Raw genomic sequence first — 17,827 nt, 5'->3', positions numbered from 1 at the left:
CAAACACCGACAACCTTACAGCCCCGGCTCGCCCCAGCAAATTACAGATGCAGCTTAACTTTTGGACGTCGCCGATTGGAACAATACGGTGCAACGGGCACCAGAGCGACAATACGCCAGTATTGGCGTGGGTAACGTCTGTAGTAATTCTGAGAACTTGGTAACGTCATCGGCCGTGATGGCACCACTGACCACCGGCTGGTAGGCTACACGTAAGCCAGCCTCACGCGCCGCCGTACTGACCGCTTCAGAAGTTGGTTGCTCAGATCCGCCCTCATAGTCAGGGCGATTGATAATCACGCTCTTATAGCCCGCCTGTGCAACGGCCGCCATATCTTGAGGGCTTAGTTGCGGTGCAACAGCAAAATCAGGGGTCAGGCGCTGAATAGGGGTCGACATAAAAAACTCCGTATGATGACGAATGCTTTAGATTACTAATACATCACGTTTCAGTCACGCAATTCCCGATATTTTTGGGCTTATGTCACCAATTTCAGAACGATTTGACGGTTCAACCTTTCTGGTTCGCCATCTCAACCCAGGCGTCGTGCGCAACCCCGACCTCATCACGCAAATAACGAGTTGGCTAGATGAAGCCGAAACTGCGAGGCTTGCGCGCTTGATTAACCCCGAGCATCGGCATGCCTTTCTGGTCAGCCACGGGCTCACCAGGAGACTGCTATCCAAAGTGCTTGGCTGTAATCCGTCGGACATTTGCTTTGGAGTTACGGGCCGACAAAAACCAGTGCTCAGCCACCCTTTCAATGCAAAAGCCGTGCACTTTAACCTCGCACACACGCAGGGGCTGACCGTTTTGGCCATTGGCCCCGAACCGATGGGAATCGATACCGAATGGTTAAACAGAACGACAAAAGCTGGGCTTGCGAAGCGTTATTTCACCCAAGCCGAGCAACGCGACATAGACTATCAACCACCAGAACTGAGACAACAGCGGTTTCTGACTTACTGGACCCTAAAAGAAGCGTTCTTGAAAGCTCAGGCGTGGGGCATTGCCGATAGCCTGACGGGCTTTGAATTTGAATTAAGCCCGCCCGGTGCCACATTGCCCGAACGAATTCGACTGCGGGTCAGGGACGCGAGGCTCACGCCCACCCTGCCATGGCGATTTCATCATTGGCGCATTGAACCTGAACACCTGATAAGCCTGGCGGTCTCGACCCAGGCTACTACCGATCCGAGCATTGACATCTGCCCCTGGACGGACTCCGACTGGATCTAATTAGCGCGATCGTAAACGCAACGAAATCCCACATACACGGCATAAAAATTGCCTGGCTTGTACTGCATTGCGCGTTCAGTCATCTTCGAAGGCCCATACCACCAAGAGCCGCCGGCCGTGAGTCTGTCATCACCGCGCGCATCGGCTAGCCACTCCCATACATTGGCACCCATATCATAAAGACCGTTCACTCCCGGCGGAAAACTGGCCACTGGCGCGTGCTCAGACCAGCCGTCGCCATCCCCAACCGTATTGGCATTCTTGCTGGACTCCCCCGTAGGGAATTCATAGGACTTTGCCGTGACAAACGGCTCGGGGGGATTAGCCCGGGTTTCCTGATAGGCTGCCTGTGCCCATTGATCCCGGGTAGGCAGGCGCCCGCCATTGGATTTGCAGTACTGGTCAGCTTCAAACCAACTCACGTGTACGGCGGGTTCTTGATCCTTGGCCGGCTTGCCGTAGGGTGACCGAAAATTCCAGCCCTCGCGCTGCTGCCAGCCAAAACGATATTCGTAGCCTCCGCCATCACGTTCGGCAGCAGTTTGCAGATTATTTTGTTGGGCGAACCGGGCGAAGTCGCCAACAGTTACCTCGGTGCTATCGATCCAAAAAGCCACCGGCTGCCCGATCGGCAAGCGTTCGCTTTGCGCTGCCGCGGGCATTGCCGCTGACACTGTCATCACACTTAAAGCGAGCTTGACCGGCAGACTTGCTAGAAATTGCACTTGTTTCATGTCACATCCTTAAAAGACAAATTGCCGCAAGGCGTGCTTTGCGTGATACTGCATTTCTGTAAAAAACTCTAGCACTGGAGACATCATGATTCTGGTTGGTCGCTATCTTTCGCCTTTCGTTCGCCGTGTTGCGGCTACTTTGCAATGGTTGCACATTCCCTACGAACACCGATCCTTGTCGCCAGCATTAGACGCCGATGCCGTCAAACCTTTTAACCCGATGCTTAAGGTACCGGCACTTGTGCTTGATGATGGTGAAATCCTTATCGAGAGCAGCGCTATCCTTGACAGCATTCTCGAGACCGTGACGAGCCAGACCCTGTTGCCAGCCAGTGGTCCCGCAAGGCGCCAAGTGTTACAGCAGTGCGGCATCATGACAAGCGCCCTGGATAAGTCGGTTGCTGCAATCTACGAAAAAACCAAACGCCCCAAGGAAAAGATTCATCAACCATTTCTCGACACCCTCGTGGCACAAGCACAAGCCGGTGTGGACCAAATTGAGGCACTGGTGGCTGCCAACAAGCTCGAAGGCGCAGAAAACCCGACCATTGCCAGCATCACAGCAGCAGTGGGCTACTCCTTTATCAGCGCGATGCTACCCGAAGCATGCAGCGCCGAACGTCATCCTGCACTAGCCAAATTTGCAGGCGCGTTCGAGCAAACCGACGCCTTTAAAGCCTGCCAATTTAAAGTGTGACGAACGCCACGCAAACGTTTTACGGCTGGCGCGTGGTACGCGCCACGCTAGTGGTGGCGTTTGTCGCCTGGGCCTTCGCACTGTACGGCCCAAGCGTCTACATCGATGCGCTTAGCCACACCCATGGATGGTCAACTGCTAGCGTATCAATGGCGCTTAGCATGGCATTTCTAGTCAACGCACTGTCCATAGGATTTGTCGGCACTTTGGTTGGCCGCCATGGGCCACAGGCAGTCATGAGTGTTGGCGCTATCGTCATGGCGCTCGGAATAGCTGCGCTTGGACAAGTCAGTCAGCCGTGGCAAATGGTTGCTGCCTTCATCACCATGGGGCTAGGTTGGTCGTGCTTGTCAACCATCGCCGTGTCAGCCACGATTGCCCCCTGGTTTGAAAAGTTTCAGGGCAAGGCTATTTCCACCGCACTTCTGGGCGCAAGCCTTGGTGGCATGCTCGGCGTGCCAATCACACTATTTTTAGTTCAAACCTTTGGCTTTACAGCAGCCATGGCAATCATTGGTACAGTCACTGTGCTAACCATCTTGCCAATCAGTATTTTTATATTGCGCCGAAGGCCTCAAGACATGGGACTTTGGCCTGACGGCCTGGCACCCGAAGTTCGGGATGAGCCTGTCATTGAACGCGAATGGACTCGTGGACAAGCACTCAAAACCTTTGCGCTTCGCTCGACCATCATTACCTTTGGTCTGGCGTTGATGGTGCAGCTCGGTTTTTTAAGTCAGCAAGTCAAGCTGTTACAGACCGAGCTGTCTCCTACGCTAACCGGTCTGACTATATTGGCATCTGGTTCACTGGCATTTATCGGCCGCGTAGTTCTCGCCCGCGTTGCCGACCGCGTCAACATTCGACTAGCAGCCGCGGTTGTCTTGTGGCTAGCAGCTGCTGGCTTACTCGTAGCCGCCTTCGCCAGCACAGCCACTTGGCTCGTGATCGGTGTTTTATTGTTTGGCTTGAACGTTGGCAACATCACGACCTTGCCAGCGCTCATCGTGCGACGGGAGTTCGGCGCACCGTCGTTTGGCAAGGTGTTCGGGATCACAGGCACCTTTATGCAATTGATGAATGCGTGCGGCCCAGCGCTATTTGGCTTTCTGCACGACACCACTGGCGGTTATGACACACCCATTACGATCGCCGCTCTGGTCATGATTGCCGGCAGCCTACTGATTGCACATGGCCAGTGGCCTTGGCGCCAAGCACGTGCCGTGACACCGAACTAAGCCGGCGCGACTTGCGCTTCAAACCAATCAGCAATCTGCTCGGGCTTGACAAATGCAGTCATGGAACTGGCCAATAGACTGTCAAGCATCTCTTCGAATTCACCAAAGCGATGTGGGACACCCATCAGGTGAGGATGAAGGCCTAGTGCGAGGACTCGAGGACGCTGCTGCGCTTCGCGCTCAAACAAACGTAATGTGCGCTGTGTGCGCTCCAGAAACTGTCCTGTCGCATGCTTTTCAATGGCATACACCACAGAGTCGTTAAGCTCCAGGTTATATGGCATGCTCAGAATAGGACCCTGATCGGTACGCATCCAGTTCGGCAAATCGTCCATGCACCAGTCAAACACGTAACGCACACCTGCCGACTTGAAAACCTCCAAACTACGCTCTGTCTCGCGCAGACCTGGACTTAACCAGCCGGCAACCGCTTGGCCGCTGAAACGTCTCAGTTTGTCCAAAGCCTGGGTAACGACATCCTCCTCATTACCAGCTTGTTGCACCGACTTCTGGTGTAGCCCATGCCCAATAAACTCCCAACCGGCCTGAAGCATCGCTTCAGCCGCTCCCGGATAGGCATCGAGCACGCTGGCATTAATACTGGTCGAAGCCGGCAGACCCCGCTCTCGAATCGCCTGAATCATGCGAGGCAAACCTGCCCGCATACCGTAATCCACCCAGGCGAAGTTTGGCACATCAGGAATGGTCTCCTTGCCATGGGGCGGCGTGATGATCGTGCGCGGCATGGCCGCATCAAAACTCCAATTCTCAACGTTCACCACCAGATGAACCAAGATGGGACCATTGACATGGGCTTTAAGCGCGGGACCCGCATCAGAAAATCGGTAGGGAACGCGTGGGTTACTCATCTCGAAGATCCTTGAGTTGCAGCAAAGAAATAGGCCTAATTTGTCTGGAACTACTTGCCCCTGAAAACAGGCGAGCGTTTTTGTGCGAAGGCCCGTCGACCCTCGACATAGTCCTCGCTTTCAAAACACCGGGTAACTGCAGCAGCCACACTCTCGATGTCAGGGGCATGCGGTACCTGATCAAGATTTTGCAGTGCCATCTTGACGGACGTCAATGTCAGGGGCGCGAGTGCGGCAATCGCTTCGGCTTGTGCCCGCGCATGTGCAAACACGTCCTCAACACAGGCATGCACCAGGCCGACTTCACGCGCCTCGGCGCCGCGGTATACCCGGGCAGTTAACAGCAACTCGGCGACACCAGCCCGTCCCAGGATCCGGTATAGGCGGGTTACATCTTCAAGCGGATAGCCAAGGCCAAGTTTGCCAGCGGGCACCGCAAAGCGACAATCCAGGCTTGCATAACGCAAATCACAAGAGACTGCGATTCCGACACCCCCGCCATAACATACGCCTGAAATAGCAGCAATCACAGGCTTGCTACAAGCGCCAATCGCTACCTCCGCTTGTTCGACGCACGCATCGTAATAGGTCACGGCGTCAGGTGTGCTGCGCACCGATTCAAACTCCGAGATATCCGCCCCAGAGACGAACGCAGCATCACCTTCGCCACGCAAAATGACCACTCGAACAGACTCATCCGCTGACAGCCTTGTCATTGTCTGAGCCAACGACTGCCACATACCGAGTTGCATGGCATTCATACGCGCGATATTGGAGAACGTGACCGTGGCAATGCCCTTGTCATCGATGTCGGTACAGACCTCACCCATGCTAGACGACCCCATCATCATGAAAGCGTTTGATTTGCTCAACGCTGTAACCAATTTCAGTTAACACCTCATCGGTATGCTGACCCCAATCGGGAGCCGGTGCGACCACCTTCGGTGGCGTGCGTGATAACGTGACTGGCTGAGTGATGTAATGCATCTGCTTGTCGTAAACGTTAGGCAAAGACGCCACGACACCCAGATGCTTGACCTGCTCATCCTCGAACATCTGTGGCACGTCGTAAACCGGCCCTGCCGGCACACCAGCATTATTTAGTGCCGTTACCCAATAATGGACGGTATTTTTTGCAAACTCGACTTCCAACAACTCAGTGAGTTTTGATCGGTTAACCACCCTGAGCTTCTCGGTTTTAAAGTCAGGATCTTGCAACCACTCGGGGCGCTTTAAAAGCTCACATAGCCTTACCCAGTTGCCCTCGCCCGACGCGCCGATGTTAAAGACACCATCGGAGGCTGTGTAAAGCCCCATCGGGCTACTGGTGGGATGATCGTTGCCGACACGAACGGGAATATCCGCGTCATTAAGATATCGGGCACCCTGAAAGTCCATCATCGCGATTTGGGAATGCAGCAAAGATGAGTGCACCCACTGCCCCTTGCCAGACTGTTCACGCTCGATTAAGGCAAGCAATATGCCAATCGCAGCATACAAACCAGCACTCATGTCAGCCACGGCCAAACCAGCACGCACCGGACCCGAGTCTGCGAAACCTGTCACAGACATCAAACCGCCCATGCCCTGCATGATTTGGTCAAAACCAGGTCGACCGGCATAAGGACCGGTTTGACCATAACCAGAGATGCTCGCCAAGATGATGCGCGGGTTCACCTTAGCCAAGGCATCGTAATCCAGCCCGAGTTTTTTCTTGATATCAGGTCGCCAGTTCTCCACCACAACGTCAGCGGTTTGAACCAGCTTCATGAAAATTTCAAGTGCACCTGGTTTCTTAAGGTTCAAAGTCAAAGAGCGTTTGTTGCGATTCAGATTCTGAAAATCCCCACCATGACGGTTAGCAGCAAACATGGCCTCGTTTGGATCGACCCCGGGTGGTGGTTCGATACGGATCACGTCGGCACCAAAGTCCGTCAGTATCCGCACACAATTAGGCCCAGCACGCACGCGCGACAAATCCAAGACTCGAAATGGTTTTAGTGCTTCAGATGCCTGAATTTTGCTCATGCTTGTTATCCTTCTAATCTGAGCACTGGCCAGATGCCATGCTCTCCATGAATGTCTGTCGCTATTTGCCTGCCCAGAGCAAGCAACTTTGGTTCACTAAACGGTTTACCTACTAACTGTATGCTGACTGGCATGCCGTGCGCCCCAGTACCCACTGGCATCGACAAAGCCGGCAACCCCAGATAGTTGATCCAACCACAATAACGATGCAAGCCTAACAGCTTGGCGCTCTTGAACGCATCATCGCCAAGATAAACCTCACGAGTTGTAGGCAAAAATCCGGTTTGCAAAGGAGCCAACAAGACGTCAGCACTGGCGAAGGCGTGATCAACGAACTGAGCGAGCCGATCAGGTCGCTCGCGCAAGGCGGCCCGCCACCACGAAGCAGGGATGGTCAAACCATAGGCACCGAGGCTTTGCACTTGAGGGCAGGCCAAGCCACGGGCGATTCTGCTAGCATGGGTTTGAGCCACCTCATAAGCCATGACCAACTCCTGCAAGGAGGTGAGGCAACGCTCATGACCGGAGAGATCGAGATGTTGCTGGCCATATCGACGCATCACCGGGGCAATCACCTGACGCACCTCCTGGTCTAGGTCGGCACCGTCGAGCCAAAAACCAACGCGAATCTCACTGTCCATATCGGCAGTCTCCCACGCAAGATTTGGTGCCATCACTTGCAGGACCGCTGTCAGATCCGCTGTGCTGCGCGCCAGAATCCCAACTGAGTCCAAAGAGGGGCACAGTGGGCTCATACCGTCTCTGGGAATGAGCTCATGCGTGGTTTTAAGACCCATGACCCCACATGTCATGGCCGGGATTCGCACAGAACCAGCCGTATCGGTCCCAAGTGACGCGTAAACCATACCACTGGCCACTGCCACTGCGCTGCCACTTGAGGAACCTCCGACCGCCATATCGGCGCCAAGTGGATTCAGAGGAGTTGGCAATTTCTGCGTCTGCCCCGTGGCTGAGCAAGCATCCTCAGCCATAGCCAGTGTGCCAAGGTTGATCGCACCCGCTTGCTCGAGAAGCGACAGGCACGGCGCTTGGACCATACCAACTGACTCGGCGCCCCTGTCACGTCCAAGCCCAGGACGATGTCCGGGGAGATTAAAAATGTCCTTGTGAGCAAGGCACACGCCCCCAAGCGGCAAGGATTGATCAGGTGCATGTGGCGGCGGTGCAAGTGCCCTAACAACCGCTCTCGTTTGCTGATCGAGATCGGCAAAGCGTCGCACCTGCAACTCAACCGCTTCACCCGCAGACAAGGCGCCCGACTCAAGGTGGGCTTTGAACGCCGGGATGGTGTTGGGAAGCTGCACACTCATCTGTACGTGGCCAGATAGTTACTGAAAATGGATTGCAACTCATCAGCATCAGTGACACAGTCTACGGCCTTTGACTCCTCAGCGTCCGCACACTTGAGATCGATACCACAGCTGCGCAAGCTCAGTACTAAGCGATGCAAATTACGCAGCGCCCGCTCCTGCTGATGTTGCGTCAAGAGGACCCCCGCCGACTTGACCTGCTGCTCACCCGATTCGCGCCAGTATTGATCGACGTCTATCTCGCCACGCAGAAGAGCGCATGCACAATCTGCGTCACTCAATCGGTTTACCTAAATTTTTATTGGTTAACTAGATATATTTTTAGTGCATTTATTAATTTTAAGCAACAGGTAAAATAATCCCAGCAGTAAAAAATATTGTGCCAAACAAGCTCCGAGATTCTGACAGAGGCGTGCTGTGGCTACCCAACCAAAAACCCATAAAAACATTAGTGACAGAATTCGCGCTGACTTAGCCGAACAGATCAGTCAAGGTTTGCTAACCCCTGGCGATACGATCGACGAGAACCAGATCGCATCACGCTACGATGTTTCAAAAACCCCCGTACGAGAGGCATTGTTGCAACTCAAAGCCCAAGGCTTGGTAAGCAACCTCCCTCGCGGAGGAGCCATCGTAGCCAAAATGGATCTGGCTCAACTGCTCAGCCTATGGGAATGGCTAGCCGAAATCGAGGCCATTGCGGTCAAACTGGCTTGCGAGCGCATGTCGGCTAAAGAACTCGAGGCATTGCAGCAGATACACAAGCAAAGCCAGAAGTTTGCCGACAAGGAAGACTGGGATGGTTGGCAAGCAGGCAACCAGCAGTTTCACCAAGCTTTGTACACCGCTTCTCGTAATGTTTTTTTACGCCAGGAAGTAATGCGGGTTCGCGCCAGGACGGGTGTCTACCGCAGGCATGCATTTGGTGCGCTTGGGGCAACACAAACTTCCTATGAACAACATGGCGAAATTTTGGGGTTTCTGACTGCGCGCGACGGTGAGAGTGCGGCCATGGCCATGCGCCGACACATTTTGCCGGCAAGCAACACGACCGCACTCACAAACTTCATCTTAAATATTCCAAAAGACCTGCTTGCGAAATGACCGCAACCATCACCCTGCTGACGTGCTAAAAGCCTCAAAAGCCTTCACAACCAATGGGAGCAGCAAATGCGCGAACTAAAGTTCAGTGAACTCCAGTCGCTAGTAGGCAGCGAGATCGGCACTAGTGACTGGTGGGAAATCTCACAAGCCAGAATTAACCAGTTTGCCGAAGCCACCGGTGACTTCCAGTGGATACACGTTGATGAGCAACGCGCCAAACAGTCCAAGTTCGGCTCAACCATCGCGCACGGCTACCTGACCTTGTCTATGTTGGCAGGGATGCGGTTTCAAACTTTCGATGTGACGGGTGTAGCCATGGCGGTCAACTATGGCATGAACAAGGTCAGGTTTCTGACCCCAGTGCCAAGCGGTAGCCGCACCCGGGCCAAATTTGAGCTAGCCAACATCAATGAGCGTTCTGATGGCGGACTTGAGTGCACATTCAAAGCCACAGTGGAACTGGAAAACGCGCCCAAACCGGCATGCATTGCCGAGACCATTTCGGTTTACTACCCGGCCTGACTTACATACTCGCCACTGCCTCTGCAATCATTGAGATAGCGAGGCAGTGACACCAACACAGACTCTGTTCCAGAGTCCAGTCAAATCCGGGGCACACTGTCACTCAAGCATCAGATCATGCTCGGCGCGAACCTTCACTTTGCGACGCGGCAGTCACAGACCAGCACCCAGACAGCAACAGTGCACGCTAGCCAAGTTACAGCCTATGATTTCAGAAAAACGCGTCTGAACAAACATGACTGACTGGTTCCAGCCTGCCGATATCTACTGTGAACGCACCGACCCCAGCTTTTGGGCTGAACCCGTGAACGCGTGGACTAATCTTGCGTTTGTGATCGCGGGCTTATTCGTTTTGGCGCATAGAGAACCACCAGCGCGCACACTGGCATTGCTGATTGTGTTGATTGGCGCGGGCAGTTTTTTGTTTCACACATTTGCCAATCGTTTGACGGGGTTTCTAGACGTCCTGTTCATTGGCGTTTATCTGGTCACCTACGCCTGGCTTTGGCCTAAGTGGGTGACCAGATCGACACTGATGGTCAAAGCCTCAAGCGTGACAGCTTTAATTCTGTTGATTGCCACCGCAAGCATCGCTACTCATGCTCTGACATCGGTCTTACCAGATTTGCCACCTGGCAGCTACCTCGGTGCTTGGTTCTACGTCATCGGCCTTGCCACCCTGTCAGCGACCAATCACCGAAAAGTATGTATCTGGTTGTGGGTTACGGCTGGCCTGTTTATGATTTCAATGACTGCCCGACAGTTAGACTTGCCACTGTGCGAGCAGATAGGCGGGACGCATTGGCTTTGGCACGTGTTAAACGCCACCGTCCTTTATGCGAGTGCCCGCGCCTTGCTGCTCGGTGCAAGCGACACAGCGTCTAGAACCGATGCGAAAGATTAAGCCCCAATCCCAAGCCTGTCTTGTAGTCCGAGTTCCAGGTTTGGCTGCCGTCGGCTGATTGCGCCTGAACATTCCCCCCCGTGCTGGCAACCCCATACAGATCAATTCGCGTACCAGGCATGAGCTGATAGCTGACGCGCGCGAACACGGGTATGACCCGGTTTTGCCCGATGCCCCCTGCATACGGACCGTTGTCATTTAGCCTGAACCGATACGAGCGGTAGGCACCGCCGGCACCAACAGTCCATTGATTATCGATCTTGTAGGACAATTCCAGGCCAGCACCACCGGCTGGGCCAGCCGGTAGAGGATTACTCAAGGTCCATTGGTCATTGATACGCCAATTCACCGCCAGAAACGGAAACACCCGATTCTCATTGATCTGGCGAAATACACCCGCACCCAACCCTAGCGTCAGGTTCGGCGAAATGGTGTGCGTACCCAAAAATACGGCACCGTAGGTTGATGCATTGGCGGTGCCGACACCAGTTTCGGCAGCCCATTCAATTGACGGGCTGATACTGAAACGCCAAGCTGCCGTGGGCGAATAAGAAACGCTGAATCCTAGTTGTGGCGTACTGATGCCCGTCCACGGCGATTCCCCCCCAAAAGCCACTGGGTCACTCCAGGACCAATGCTGATAGCCATACTCGGCAAATAGGCCAACTCCCCAGTTAGGCGTGAATTGGCGATTGAGCCCTAATCGGGCGTTTGCCTCATACCAGTTGAAGCTGCCGCCTTCGTTCATATCAGTCTTGAACTGATTAAAGCCCGTCAAAGAAAACGATGTGATGGTCTGACCCGTCTGCATGGGCTGACCGCTTGCGGGCAGCCCGACGCCCGCCAAAACCAAGGAAAAAGCGGTCATCGCCTGAAATCGTGAAAGTTTCATTGCACTACCCCTGATTGCGCCGCTGGTGTAACTTTCAGCATAGCCCGAGAATACCTCGAGTCAAACAAAAACTCGTCCGTGCAAATTGGCTATCCAGTGTTTTTATGCGAGTGCAACCGTGAAAGCCTTCTATACCGACCATTTTGTGTTACCACTGCCGGAGGGTCACCGCTTTCCCATGGCGAAATATCGGCTCACACGGGAGCAGGTAGAGCAACTGCCTGACCTCAATTTGGTTGAAGCGCCCGCAGCGACTGACACCCAATTACTGCTAGCACATGATCCCGTCTATTTGCAGCGTGTCATCACTGGCACGCTGGCCCCACAAGCCCAACGTGAAATTGGCTTTCCCTGGAGCCCTGGCATGGTCGAGCGCTCACGCCGATCAGTGGGCGCCACCATCGCAGCAACCAACGCCGCCTTAGAAGGCGGCATTGCGGTGAATCTGGCAGGCGGGACTCACCACGCCTACCGTGACAAAGGCAGCGGTTTTTGTGTGTTCAACGACGCAGCGGTTGCTGCCCGCGTAATGCAGCGAACGCATGGTATCAAGCGCGTGGCGATCATAGACCTTGACGTTCACCAGGGCAATGGGACTGCCAGCATTCTGAAGCGCGACCCAAGCATCTTCACGCTGTCGCTACACGGCGAGAAAAATTTTCCGTTTCGTAAAGAGCCAAGCGATCTCGATGTCGGACTCCCGGACGGTTGCACAGACGATGAATATCTGACGGCGCTTGACGCTGCACTCAATCAACTGACGGACCGATTCAAACCTGAATTACTGATTTATCTCGCCGGCGCGGATCCGCATGAAGCCGATCGGCTCGGACGATTAAACCTCACCTTTGCAGGGTTGCAAGCGCGCGATGACCGCGTGTTCGCCTTCGCCAAATCATTGAACATAGGTGTCGCGGTCACGATGGCCGGAGGATATGGCACCGACATAAACAATACAGTTCGAGTACACGTACAAACGATCTCACGAGCGCTCGATCACTGGCGAGCCATTAATCATAAACAAATGGAGACCTCCGCTTGACCACTCATTCAGCAGAATGGCGTCTAGCCAAGCATGTGGTGAGTACTCGATACGAGGACTTGACCGAACATACGATAAATTGCGCCAAGACTTTCATCACCGACACATTGTCGGTTGGCATCGCCGGCACAGCTGTGCCGCAGGCGCAACAACTACTAGAAGCACTGAAAAGTATTGATCCCGGCGGGCCGGTTGCGATTTGGGGAGCCAACCTTGGTCTGTCGGCACCGAATGCCATTATGGCAAACGCATTTAATGTGCATTGCCAGGAGTACGACTGTGTGCACGAGGGAGCCGTTGTCCATGCCATGGCGACACTATTGCCGGTACTCATTGCACAAGCACAATCCCGCGAGGGTATCAGCGGCAAAGAACTCATCACCGCGGTGGTCGTGGGCATCGATGTGGCGTGCACACTCGGACTAGCGGCCAACCAGGCGATGCAATTTTTTAGGCCGGCGACCGCAGGCGGCTTTGGCGCAGTCGCCGGTCTGGCCAAGCTTAGAGGACTGGCGCTTGATCAGGTGATCGCTGCATGGGGGTTTCAACTGGCGCAAGCCAGTGGCACCATGCAAGGCCATCGGGAGGGTCGACCGGTGCTGCCCTTGCAAGTCAGTTTCAATGCCAGAGCAGCATGGCAATCATGCGAACTCGCCCAAACCGAGCTTCAGTCACTTGATAACCCGATCAGTGGCGAGTGTGGCTACCTAGCCATGTTTGAACGCGACTTCACCCTCGAGCCATTACTTGATGAACTTGGCAGGGTTTGGCGCATTGATGAGTTCAGCCATAAGCCCTATCCAAGCGGGCGAGCAACTCACGCAGGCGTTGAGGGGCTACTGAATATGTTGCGAGAACACAAACTTGCGACCGAGTCAATCAAGTCGGTCGTTGTAACCGGCCCCTCGCTCATCAGTCGGTTGGTTAACCGCCCACCGCTGCTTAATCCGAGCCCAAACTATGCTCGGCTTTGTATGCCCTATGTACTGGCAAAAATCATGCAGCACGGACATCTGGAGCCCAAACACTATTTTGATGACGAACTCGCCGACCCACAGACTTTCGAACTCGCACAAAAAGTCACCATGCGGGTTGATGACAATCCTGATCCAAATGCCTTTACCCCAGTTACCATCGAAGTGGTGCTCAGCAATGGACAAGTGTTTCAAACCAAGATTGACAACATGTTGGCTAGCCCCAAACGGCCTTTGTCACAACAGCAGCGTGAAGAGAAATTCATGCAATGTTGCGGGTTAATCGATGATCATCAAAGAACAGGTAACAAAAATCTACATGAGTTGTACGCGAACCTGACTGCATTAGACAAAGTGTCTGATGTGCATGACCTTTTTAAATAAGTACGAATGTCAGCCATCAAAGTAAATTGATAATCCAGCCACTTACGGAGAACACACACCATGCCTATCTCTGGCAAAGGCATTTTGATCACATCCATGAACATCAATCCGACTCATGAGGACGAGTTCAACCTTTGGTATGACCGTGAGCACATTGCAGAGCGCGTATCGATTGAAGGCTTCCTCGAGGCGCGGCGCTACCAAGCCATTGACGCAAATCCCAAGTACTTTGCCACTTACACCACAAACAGGTTCGAAGACTTGAGTAGCGCAGCCTATCAACAAGCACTTGCCAATCAAACCGAATGGTCAAAAACCAATATTGCTCGCTTTAAAGACATGATCCGAGTCGTGGGACGAATTACCGTGTCACGTGGGCAAGGCCGCGGGGCAGCCATGACCGTCGTGAGACTTCGCCCGAAGCTTCACCTGGCCGAACAAGTCCGCCAAAGCCTGGCTGCGACACTCGATCCGGGCAGCTTGCCCGGCATGATCTCGATCCACCTTATTGAAAGCGATCCGGAATTGTCCAAGTCACTGACTGAACCGGACAAACCAAACCCCGGTGCAGCCGATTGGTTTGTGTTGATTGAAGGCACCTCGGTGTCAGCCAGCCGTCAATTTGCACACGAGCGTTTTGCCGATGATGGATATGAGCTAATTTCCTCAGGCAGCTACCAGTTACTGTGGGACTTGGCCAAAGCTGAGCTCTAGAATTTGCAGATACCAAACATCAACCAGAAAAGAGGAAGCAATGGCCGCTAAAACCATGCTGATTACCGGCGCTAGCCGCGGTATTGGTGCAGCCACCGCATTGTTGGCTGCCGAACACGGCTATCAAGTGGCCGTGAATTACGTGTCGAATGACGCGGCTGCCAAAGCGGTGGTTCAAAGTATCGAATCAGTGGGCGGTATTGCCAAAACCTTCAAAGCCAATGTGGCCAACAATCATGAAGTCGTTGAATTGTTCGAAGCGATTGATTCAACCTTTGGCACGCTGGACGTTTTGGTTAACAATGCGGGCATACTCGAAACATTCAGCATTCTGGACGCAGATCCGCAGGCTGTGCATCGTACGTTTGAGGCTAACGTGTTTAGTCTCTACTACTGCAGCCGTGAAGCCGTCAAACGAATGTCTACTGCCAATGGCGGTCGCGGAGGGGTCATTATCAACATGTCCTCTGCCGCTGCAAAACTCTGTTCCATGCCGGGTGGCAATGCCTATTCTGCCTCCAAATCTGCCGTTGACGGCTTCAATTTGGCACTTGCAAATGAGGTTGGCGAGCTAGGCATTCGGGTCAATGCTATTCGCCCGGGCTTGATTGCGACCGACATACAGAATGGCCGCGGTGGGCTCGCTGTTGCCACCGAACTTGCTCGCACACTGGTGCCGATGAAACGGATAGGCCAGCCAGAGGAGATTGCACAAGCGGTGATTTGGCTAGCCTCCGATCAGGCCTCCTATGTCCATGGCGCAACGCTCGATGTCGGTGGCGGCCGCTAATCGTACCGCTCTACAAACCCGGCTGCGCCAAGCGTTGGCCCAGCAGATCCGGGCAATGACGGGCTCAACGACCGGCCCACCGGTTGCCTTCCTGCAGCCTGAAGGTGACCCTGGCTGGTTTGGGCCAGCCAGCGTTACGTGGAAAGTGCACGCTCACCTGGTGTCCATGCTGGTGGGTGGACTGTCATCTTTGCTCATTCAATCAATGCATCCGGGTGCACTCGCTGGTGTTTGGGACCATTCCAGTTTCCGAGTAAATTTACGCGCCCGTCTCGGACGCACTGCCTACTTTATTGCCGCCACCACCTACGGTGGCCATGAGATGGCGCAAGCAGCGATCAACCAAGTCAATCAGATCCATGCGCGCGTCAATGGCCTAAGGCCAGACGGCAAACCATACGATGCACGTGATCCCCACCTGCTGCGCTGGGTACATTTGGGCGAAACGATTAGTTTCCTGAAAAGCTACTGCATCCATGGCGACACCCGGCTGCCCTTGTTCATGCAAAATCAATACTTTGTAGAGATGCAACGTATTGGTGAAGCACTCGGTGCAGTCGACTTGCCTCAAAGTGTCGCGAGTGCAGAACAGATGCTGTTGTCCTATCGCTCTGAATTGAGCGTTGATGACCGGGTGCACGAGGTCGTTGAGCTCATTAAAAACTTTCCTTGTCGGCGCAGAGACCGACCGTTTGTCCGGCTGATCGTAGATGCCGCATTCGATCTATTGCCCGCCTGGGTGTTGGCTGATCTTGGCCAAGCAGAGCGACCAGCCTGGTGCCGACACATCACCCAACACGCCCTGGCAATCGCCAGTGTCCCGATTGAATGGACCTTGGCCACCGAGGGGGTTAGCGCTCATGCCCGTCAACGTTTAGCCAAACCGCGGGGCTGAACCCACAAGCGCAGCAGTCATTATTTCTCTGCAGTATCCCTTCATTGAACCTGCGTACCAGAGAGCTCGACCCTCGACCATTGGCTGGGCTTACACACAAACCGCCCAAACAATTTACTTGTATGTAATTTATATTTATATATAATGTTGTCATCAGCAAAATTTCCAAGGAGAGCCCGCCATGCTACGTTTTGATGTGCCGCCCGTTAATGCCAACGTTATCCGCCTAGAGGCGTTTGTTACTTTCATGGTCTGCAGTGTTGCACTGCTAGGATTCCCGTATTTGCTTCCAGTGCTCGCCCTCATGGGCTTGGTCAGAGGTTTTCTAGGGCACTACAAATGTCCTTCGCACCGAGGGTTTGCCAAATTGCTTGAGAGCATAAACCGTGCTGGTGCTAAAGAAAATGCTGGCGCCAAGATGTTCGCCAACAAGATCTTGTTCATCGCGGCCACCGTCGCTAGCGTGTTGTATTTCATGGGCAACAGTTTCTGGGTGGTGCCGACCATCGCTCTGGTGATCTTCTCAACCCTTGAGTGGGCCTTTTCTTTCTGCGCAGCATGCTGGGTGTACGGCTTCTGGTACAAGCTGTTTCCTCCCAAGATGACAGGCTAAGACGTGTGCTTGGTCGCGCACCAAGCGCCAATACCCAAGCCTGCAACCCTCTTAGGTTGCAGGCGCTTTGCACTTGGCACGGTGATGACTCAGAACGACTTGGCAATCGAGAATAGAGCTCCAACCCGGCCTGCCGGATGACCCTGAGAGCTCAGAAACAGATCGTCAGTCGATGCACCAACCACGCTCAGGTCAAACACCCAACCTTTGATGTCCTTGGAAATCCCGGCTTTGTAATCAAAATATCCACTGACATTATTACCGTCTGCATTGGTCACATTCTGTAGTACCTGATAGCCCGCGTGTAGGCCAATCGACCAACCGTCACCGAGGTCGAATCCCGCTGAACCATCAAAATACCAAGCATTCTTCGAATCGGCGTAACCAAACCAATTGGTCGGCGTGTAGTAGACCTTCAACCCAAATGGACCCTTGCTTACACCAGCATAAATTTCAAATGTGTTGGGGGAGACTTCCATGTCTGCACCCGGATAGGCATATTGAATAACGCCCACATCCAAACCGATGCCCTGCACCTCGCCACTCCAACCACCATAGAAATCCATTTCAAGCGATGTGCCGGTGGTCCAACCCACGTTGGAGTTCCAGTTACCGATATAGAAACCCGACTCATGGGTTAGGTCTATCCCAACCTGGGCAGCCGGCTTGAAGTTGGTCTGGGTGTAACCCCTGAAACGATAATCGTTAATCACTGTGATGTTGCCAGACAGGTTAAAACCGTGTCCGAGGTCTGTACCCTCGGCGCTGGCATTAGCGGAAATGGCAAGCACTGGTGCCGCCAAGATACACGAGAGCAATCGTTTGGTATTCATCATGAATTCCTGCAAAAGGTTCA

At 53.8% G+C, this 17,827-nt stretch carries 20 protein-coding genes; 12 read left to right on the top strand and 8 right to left on the bottom strand.

All coding sequences use genetic code 11. The annotated features are described in order from the left end of the window. Positions 1-54: 54 nt before the first annotated feature. Positions 55-399, bottom strand: a complete 345-nt coding sequence (locus tag DHf2319_RS04095) for a protein tyrosine phosphatase family protein (RefSeq protein ID WP_243479548.1) — start codon at positions 397-399, stop codon at positions 55-57. An 82-nt stretch (positions 400-481) separates the two neighbouring features. On the opposite strand from DHf2319_RS04095, the gene DHf2319_RS04090 reads away from it, so the two are divergent. Next, positions 482-1,240 (top strand): 4'-phosphopantetheinyl transferase family protein, encoded by a 759-nt coding sequence (locus DHf2319_RS04090; RefSeq protein ID WP_243479542.1) that lies wholly within the window; start codon positions 482-484, stop codon positions 1,238-1,240. Here DHf2319_RS04090 and DHf2319_RS04085 read toward each other — a convergent pair. Further along, positions 1,237-1,974, bottom strand: coding sequence for a formylglycine-generating enzyme family protein (locus DHf2319_RS04085; RefSeq protein ID WP_243479538.1), 738 nt, complete (start codon positions 1,972-1,974; stop codon positions 1,237-1,239). The two genes, DHf2319_RS04090 and DHf2319_RS04085, sit on opposite strands and share 4 nt — an antisense overlap. 85 nt (positions 1,975-2,059) lie before the next feature. On the opposite strand from DHf2319_RS04085, the gene DHf2319_RS04080 reads away from it, so the two are divergent. Beyond that, positions 2,060-2,671, top strand: coding sequence for a glutathione S-transferase family protein (locus DHf2319_RS04080; RefSeq protein WP_243479536.1), 612 nt, complete (start codon positions 2,060-2,062; stop codon positions 2,669-2,671). Beyond that, on the top strand, positions 2,668-3,909 hold the full coding sequence (locus DHf2319_RS04075) for an MFS transporter (protein WP_243479535.1): 1,242 nt from the start codon (positions 2,668-2,670) through the stop codon (positions 3,907-3,909). Before DHf2319_RS04080 ends, DHf2319_RS04075 begins: the two co-directional genes overlap by 4 nt. On the opposite strand, the gene DHf2319_RS04070 is transcribed toward DHf2319_RS04075, so the two are convergent. The 4 genes from DHf2319_RS04070 to DHf2319_RS04055 are packed head-to-tail and all read right to left on the bottom strand — an operon-like array spanning position 3,906 to position 8,137. After that, positions 3,906-4,778 (bottom strand): polysaccharide deacetylase family protein, encoded by an 873-nt coding sequence (locus tag DHf2319_RS04070; RefSeq protein WP_243479534.1) that lies wholly within the window; start codon positions 4,776-4,778, stop codon positions 3,906-3,908. The genes DHf2319_RS04075 and DHf2319_RS04070 overlap by 4 nt on opposite strands. Before the next feature lie 50 nt (positions 4,779-4,828). Beyond that, the gene (locus tag DHf2319_RS04065) at positions 4,829-5,608 is read right to left on the bottom strand and encodes an enoyl-CoA hydratase (protein WP_243479533.1); all 780 of its coding nucleotides are present in this window, start codon (positions 5,606-5,608) and stop codon (positions 4,829-4,831) included. Position 5,609: 1 nt separating this feature from the next. Beyond that, entirely contained in the window at positions 5,610-6,806 is a 1,197-nt protein-coding gene (locus DHf2319_RS04060) for a CaiB/BaiF CoA transferase family protein (protein WP_243479530.1), read from the bottom strand. Positions 6,807-6,811: 5 nt separating this feature from the next. Continuing rightward, positions 6,812-8,137, bottom strand: coding sequence for an amidase (locus DHf2319_RS04055; RefSeq protein WP_243479529.1), 1,326 nt, complete (start codon positions 8,135-8,137; stop codon positions 6,812-6,814). Positions 8,138-8,554: 417 nt separating this feature from the next. Here DHf2319_RS04055 and DHf2319_RS04050 point away from each other — a divergent pair, with 417 nt between their 5' ends. The 3 genes from DHf2319_RS04050 (at position 8,555) to DHf2319_RS04040 (ending at position 10,667) form a co-directional block, all read left to right on the top strand. After that, positions 8,555-9,241: a GntR family transcriptional regulator gene (locus DHf2319_RS04050; protein WP_243479526.1), complete on the top strand. Its 687-nt coding sequence runs from the start codon at positions 8,555-8,557 to the stop codon at positions 9,239-9,241. A gap of 66 nt (positions 9,242-9,307) precedes the next feature. Continuing rightward, positions 9,308-9,763 carry a MaoC family dehydratase gene (locus DHf2319_RS04045; protein WP_243479524.1) on the top strand — a complete coding sequence of 152 codons (456 nt, stop codon included), beginning with the start codon at positions 9,308-9,310 and terminating at the stop codon, positions 9,761-9,763. Between the two features lie 235 nt (positions 9,764-9,998). Further along, positions 9,999-10,667: a ceramidase gene (locus DHf2319_RS04040; protein ID WP_243479523.1), complete on the top strand. Its 669-nt coding sequence runs from the start codon at positions 9,999-10,001 to the stop codon at positions 10,665-10,667. Here the strand turns inward: DHf2319_RS04040 and DHf2319_RS04035 are convergent. Next, on the bottom strand, positions 10,645-11,559 hold the full coding sequence (locus tag DHf2319_RS04035) for a DUF6268 family outer membrane beta-barrel protein (RefSeq protein ID WP_243479522.1): 915 nt from the start codon (positions 11,557-11,559) through the stop codon (positions 10,645-10,647). The genes DHf2319_RS04040 and DHf2319_RS04035 overlap by 23 nt on opposite strands. Before the next feature lie 118 nt (positions 11,560-11,677). Between DHf2319_RS04035 and DHf2319_RS04030 the strand changes: the two genes are divergently transcribed. The 6 genes from DHf2319_RS04030 (at position 11,678) to DHf2319_RS04005 (ending at position 16,971) form a co-directional block, all read left to right on the top strand. Next, positions 11,678-12,601 (top strand): histone deacetylase family protein, encoded by a 924-nt coding sequence (locus tag DHf2319_RS04030; RefSeq protein WP_243479521.1) that lies wholly within the window; start codon positions 11,678-11,680, stop codon positions 12,599-12,601. Continuing rightward, complete coding sequence (locus DHf2319_RS04025; protein WP_243479520.1) at positions 12,598-13,959, top strand: MmgE/PrpD family protein; 1,362 nt, start codon at positions 12,598-12,600, stop codon at positions 13,957-13,959. Before DHf2319_RS04030 ends, DHf2319_RS04025 begins: the two co-directional genes overlap by 4 nt. A 60-nt stretch (positions 13,960-14,019) precedes the next feature. Beyond that, complete coding sequence (locus DHf2319_RS04020; RefSeq protein WP_243479519.1) at positions 14,020-14,673, top strand: DUF4286 family protein; 654 nt, start codon at positions 14,020-14,022, stop codon at positions 14,671-14,673. A 40-nt stretch (positions 14,674-14,713) separates the two neighbouring features. After that, positions 14,714-15,463, top strand: a complete 750-nt coding sequence (locus DHf2319_RS04015; RefSeq protein WP_243479518.1) for an SDR family oxidoreductase — start codon at positions 14,714-14,716, stop codon at positions 15,461-15,463. Further along, positions 15,429-16,358, top strand: a complete 930-nt coding sequence (locus DHf2319_RS04010; protein ID WP_243479517.1) for an oxygenase MpaB family protein — start codon at positions 15,429-15,431, stop codon at positions 16,356-16,358. The genes DHf2319_RS04015 and DHf2319_RS04010 overlap by 35 nt, the downstream gene beginning before the upstream one ends. Before the next feature lie 181 nt (positions 16,359-16,539). Beyond that, the gene (locus tag DHf2319_RS04005) at positions 16,540-16,971 is read left to right on the top strand and encodes a DUF4395 family protein (RefSeq protein ID WP_243479516.1); all 432 of its coding nucleotides are present in this window, start codon (positions 16,540-16,542) and stop codon (positions 16,969-16,971) included. An 89-nt stretch (positions 16,972-17,060) separates the two neighbouring features. Here the strand turns inward: DHf2319_RS04005 and DHf2319_RS04000 are convergent, their stop codons facing one another. After that, complete coding sequence (locus DHf2319_RS04000; RefSeq protein WP_369810216.1) at positions 17,061-17,807, bottom strand: TorF family putative porin; 747 nt, start codon at positions 17,805-17,807, stop codon at positions 17,061-17,063. Between the last annotated feature and the right edge of the window lie 20 nt (positions 17,808-17,827).

Source organism: Orrella daihaiensis (assembly GCF_022811525.1).
Lineage (GTDB): Bacteria > Pseudomonadota > Gammaproteobacteria > Burkholderiales > Burkholderiaceae_B > Algicoccus > Algicoccus daihaiensis.
Note: the sequence above shows the minus strand (reverse complement) of the source record. Positions and strands in the feature narration are given on the sequence as shown.

Coding starts and splice junctions, on each gene's coding strand:
- DHf2319_RS04095 (WP_243479548.1), bottom strand. CDS start 399: ATGTCGACCCCTATTCAGCGCCTGACCCCTGATTTTGCTGTTGCACCG.
- DHf2319_RS04090 (WP_243479542.1), top strand. CDS start 482: ATGTCACCAATTTCAGAACGATTTGACGGTTCAACCTTTCTGGTTCGC.
- DHf2319_RS04085 (WP_243479538.1), bottom strand. CDS start 1,974: ATGAAACAAGTGCAATTTCTAGCAAGTCTGCCGGTCAAGCTCGCTTTA.
- DHf2319_RS04080 (WP_243479536.1), top strand. CDS start 2,060: ATGATTCTGGTTGGTCGCTATCTTTCGCCTTTCGTTCGCCGTGTTGCG.
- DHf2319_RS04070 (WP_243479534.1), bottom strand. CDS start 4,778: ATGAGTAACCCACGCGTTCCCTACCGATTTTCTGATGCGGGTCCCGCG.
- DHf2319_RS04065 (WP_243479533.1), bottom strand. CDS start 5,608: ATGGGTGAGGTCTGTACCGACATCGATGACAAGGGCATTGCCACGGTC.
- DHf2319_RS04060 (WP_243479530.1), bottom strand. CDS start 6,806: ATGAGCAAAATTCAGGCATCTGAAGCACTAAAACCATTTCGAGTCTTG.
- DHf2319_RS04055 (WP_243479529.1), bottom strand. CDS start 8,137: ATGAGTGTGCAGCTTCCCAACACCATCCCGGCGTTCAAAGCCCACCTT.
- DHf2319_RS04045 (WP_243479524.1), top strand. CDS start 9,308: ATGCGCGAACTAAAGTTCAGTGAACTCCAGTCGCTAGTAGGCAGCGAG.
- DHf2319_RS04040 (WP_243479523.1), top strand. CDS start 9,999: ATGACTGACTGGTTCCAGCCTGCCGATATCTACTGTGAACGCACCGAC.
- DHf2319_RS04035 (WP_243479522.1), bottom strand. CDS start 11,559: ATGAAACTTTCACGATTTCAGGCGATGACCGCTTTTTCCTTGGTTTTG.
- DHf2319_RS04020 (WP_243479519.1), top strand. CDS start 14,020: ATGCCTATCTCTGGCAAAGGCATTTTGATCACATCCATGAACATCAAT.
- DHf2319_RS04015 (WP_243479518.1), top strand. CDS start 14,714: ATGGCCGCTAAAACCATGCTGATTACCGGCGCTAGCCGCGGTATTGGT.
- DHf2319_RS04010 (WP_243479517.1), top strand. CDS start 15,429: ATGGCGCAACGCTCGATGTCGGTGGCGGCCGCTAATCGTACCGCTCTA.
- DHf2319_RS04005 (WP_243479516.1), top strand. CDS start 16,540: ATGCTACGTTTTGATGTGCCGCCCGTTAATGCCAACGTTATCCGCCTA.
- DHf2319_RS04000 (WP_369810216.1), bottom strand. CDS start 17,807: ATGATGAATACCAAACGATTGCTCTCGTGTATCTTGGCGGCACCAGTG.